This window comes from Brevundimonas sp. CURTG3B2_SDJG (assembly GCF_057364705.1).
Window position 1 is genome coordinate 1 of the sequence record NZ_JBNFOJ010000284.1, and the last position, 3,503, is coordinate 3,503.

General features: G+C 70.3%; 3 protein-coding genes. All 3 read right to left on the reverse strand.

Annotated elements, in window-relative coordinates; translation table 11 throughout:
- Positions 1 to 94: 94 nt before the first annotated feature.
- Entirely contained in the window at positions 95 to 1,564 is a 1,470-nt protein-coding gene (locus AC2W7C_RS15085; RefSeq protein WP_486002142.1) for a sigma-54-dependent transcriptional regulator, read from the reverse strand.
- A 216-nt stretch (positions 1,565 to 1,780) separates the two neighbouring features.
- On the reverse strand, positions 1,781 to 2,821 hold the full coding sequence (locus AC2W7C_RS15090; RefSeq protein WP_486002143.1) for an aspartyl/asparaginyl beta-hydroxylase domain-containing protein: 1,041 nt from the start codon (positions 2,819 to 2,821) through the stop codon (positions 1,781 to 1,783).
- Between the two features lie 260 nt (positions 2,822 to 3,081).
- On the reverse strand, positions 3,082 to 3,503 hold a 422-nt coding region (locus AC2W7C_RS15095), incomplete at its 5' end, for an FG-GAP repeat domain-containing protein (protein ID WP_486002144.1).

Below are 3,503 nucleotides of genomic sequence, written 5' to 3' on the forward strand. Positions count from 1 at the left end.
CGGCGTCGGGGCCGGATGCCGGCGGGCGAGGCCAAGGACGAGCTGGCGCGGACGATCGTCGCCCTGGTCGAGCGCGAGGCCGGCTAGGGCCGTCTCAGCCGGCGTCCTTCAGCGCGCCTTCCAGGCCCTGTTCGCGGACCTTGCGGTACAGGGTGGAGCGGCCGATGCCGAGGCGGCGGGCGATCTCGGACATATGGCCGGCGTAGACCTCGATGGCGTGCTGGATCAGGTCGCGCTCGATCTCGTCCAGAGTGCGCAGATGGCCGCGGTCGTCGAGGATGCGGATGGGGGTGTCCGGCAGCGGGGGGAGGTCGACCCCTAGCGCGTGCGGATCATCCCCCTCCGTCTCGCCGCTGTCGCGGCGATCCACCTCCCCCATAGGGGGGGAGGAGACGCCCGAGACGGCGGGGAAGTCGTGGGGTTGCAGGAAGGGGGCGTCGGCCAGGACGATGGCGCGATAGACCGCGTTCTCGAGCTGGCGGACGTTGCCCGGCCAGTCGAAGGCCTGGAGCAGGGCCAGGGTCTCGGGCGAGCAGCCGGCGACGCGCTTGCCCTCCTCGACGTTGAAGCGGGCGATGAAGTGGTCGACCAGGGCCGGGACGTCCTCGCGGCGTTCACGCAGGGACGGGGCCTCGATGGGGAAGACGTTCAGGCGGTAGAACAGGTCCTCGCGGAAGCGGCCCTCGCGCACCTGTTCGGCCAGGTCGCGGTTGGTGGCCGAGACGATGCGGACGTCGACCTTGACCGAGCGTTTAGAGCCGACCGGGTCGATCTCGCCTTCCTGGAGGGCCCGCAGCAGCTTGACCTGCATGTCCAGCGGCAGCTCGCCGATCTCGTCCAGGAACAGGGTCCCGCCCGAGGCCTCGGCGAACTTGCCCAGGTGCTTGTCGGTCGCGCCGGTGAACGATCCTTTCTCGTGCCCGAACAGGATGGACTCGACCAGGTTGGCGGGCAGGGCGCCGCAGTTGACCGCGACGAAGGGCTTGCCCGCGCGGTCCGAGGCGCCGTGCAGGGCGCGGGCGATGACCTCCTTGCCGACGCCGCTCTCGCCGGTGATCAGGACCGGAATGCCGGACTTGGCGGCTCGCGCGCCCAGCGAGCGGACCAGGCGCATGGGGGCGGACTGGCCGACCAGGTCGTCGAAGGAGGTCCGGCCCGTGACGTGCTTCTTCAGCCGGCCGACTTCCGCCGTGAGTTGGGTCAGCTGCAGGGCGTTCCTGACGCCGACCAGCAGGCGCTCGGCCGAGACCGGCTTGACGAAGAAGTCCTGGGCGCCGGCCTGCATGGCGCGCACCACGGCCTCGACCCCGCCCGAGGCGGTCAGGACGATGACCGGGGTCGCGACGCCGGCGGTGCGGATCTCGGCCAGGGCCTCCATGCCGCTCATGCCCGGCATGACCATGTCCAGCAGGACCACGTCGGCGCCGCCGCCCTTGGTCAGGCGGTCGATGGCCTCGCCGCCGGACTCGGCGTGGACGACGACATAGCCCTCGCGCTCCAGGACCGCCTGGGCCAGGCGGCGCTGGGTCGGGTCGTCGTCGACCACAAGGACGGTGCGAGCCATCTAAGGATACCCCTCGATCATCACGTCAGGCCGGCCCTCGTGAAGCGGGACTGGCTCATTCCGGGACGGTTTTAGCCGTCACAAGGTGAAGATCGGGTGGTCGGGCAGGGTGAGCGTGGGGTTAACGGGGGGCTAGGTTCTAGGTTCTAGGGACTAGGTTCTAGGGACGAAGGGGCGGGAAACAGCAACGTGCGCCTCAACCCTGGAACCTAGAACCTAACCCCTAGAACCTCCCCCGCCCGCCATGAACTCGCGGCGGGCCCTCATCATGGCGGTGATCAGGGTCTTTTCGCCGTCCGAGAGCCAGGGGTTCCAGACGTCGAAGATCAGGATGACCCGCACGGCGTCGGCGTCGTTCCAGGCCTCGTGCTCGATGGTGTCGTCGAAGACCCAGGCCTGGCCCATCTTCCAGTCGCGGACCGTGTTGCCCACGCGGAAGCGGGCGGGGCCGGGCAGGACCAGGGGCAGGTGGCACAGCAGCCGGACATTGGACGAGCCGGTGTGGGCCGGAATGTGGGTGTGGGGCTGCAGCGCCGAGAAGACGGCGGTCGGCGCGAACCCCTCCTGGCGCGCCATGGGCAGGGATTCGAGCAGGGCGGTGGTCTCGGGGCAGCGGTCGCACACCGAGGCCTGCTTCTCGCCGTCCCGCCAGAGCCAGAGCGAAGACCATTTGCGGGAATGGTTCAGCTCGCCCCACTGATTGACCGGCGCGCCCTTGGGATAGGCGATGTAAGGGGCGAAGTCGTCGAAGGCGTGGTCCAGCAGGGCCTGCAGCTCGGCCTGGATGACCGGGGTCGCGGCTTCCAGCTCTTCCAGCCAGGGGAACAACGACCGGTCGTAGAAGGGGATGGCCGGCAGGCGCGGATAGTTGAGCAGCAGCGGCTCCTGCTTCGGGGCCTGCTTCACTCCGGCGTAGATCTCCAGGCCCTCGTCGAACCGGTCCAGGGCGGCGGCGTCGACGGAGCCGCGCAGGCCGGCGACGGCGGAGCGCATGTGGTCGCGCAGGGCGTCGGCCTGGCGACGAACCACCTCTCCGGCGTGAGCCATCTGGGCCGTTACCGCGGCCGGGCGCTGGTCGGGCGGCGGGGCGATCTTGAGCGCGTTGCGATAAGTCTCGACCGCGGCGCGCTCACCGCCCAGGGTCTCGAGCATGGCGGCCTTGGCCAGCAGGGCGACGAAGTCGTAGGGCTGCATCGCCAGGGCGTCGTCCAGGACGGCCAGCGACCCATGGAGGTCGCCCATCAGCTTCAGCGCCATGGCGCGGCTCAGCGTGGCGTTGCGGGTGGGCGCGATCGCGTCGCCCGGTCGAGCAGCTGCAGCGCGGCGCGGGGATCGCGACGGCTCAGCGCCTCGGTCGCGAGACGGAGCAGCTCCCCCTGAGCGCTGTCCTGGTTCATGCGAGGCTTCCCCACCCGCGAAACATGAACGGACTGTAATGTGGTCCGGGCCGTCCGGGTCAAGAGCGGTTTTCAGCCTGGCTGAAGATCGGCGGCGGGCTGTGGCCTCTGGGCTGTTCGTCAGTCGATCGGACCGACCATCTCGGCCGCCAGATCGGTCCCGCAGTCGAGCGTCGTCTCGAATCGCCCCGAGATCCGGTTCTCGATGCGAAGGTCGGGCCAGGCGGGGGCGACGGGTTTGACGAGGCCTCGGCGCAGGGCGTTGCGAGTATCAATCCCGCGGTTCTGGCCAGGGGTCGGGCAATGCGGGAACGACCACTGGCCGGCGTCGGCCCAGCGGCCATCCGCGGCCTGCGCCCACAATCGGATAGACCAGCCGTTGGCGACCAGCACCTCGGGACGACCGTCGGCGTTCAGGTCGGCGGCGACCGCCACGCAGGCCCGTTCGCCGGATGCGCGGCATTCGGCCCGCGCGTCGCCGGCGAGGACCGCCGACGGGTGTCGCCCTCGCGTCGGGCGGGATCGAGTTCCGGCGTCGGCGG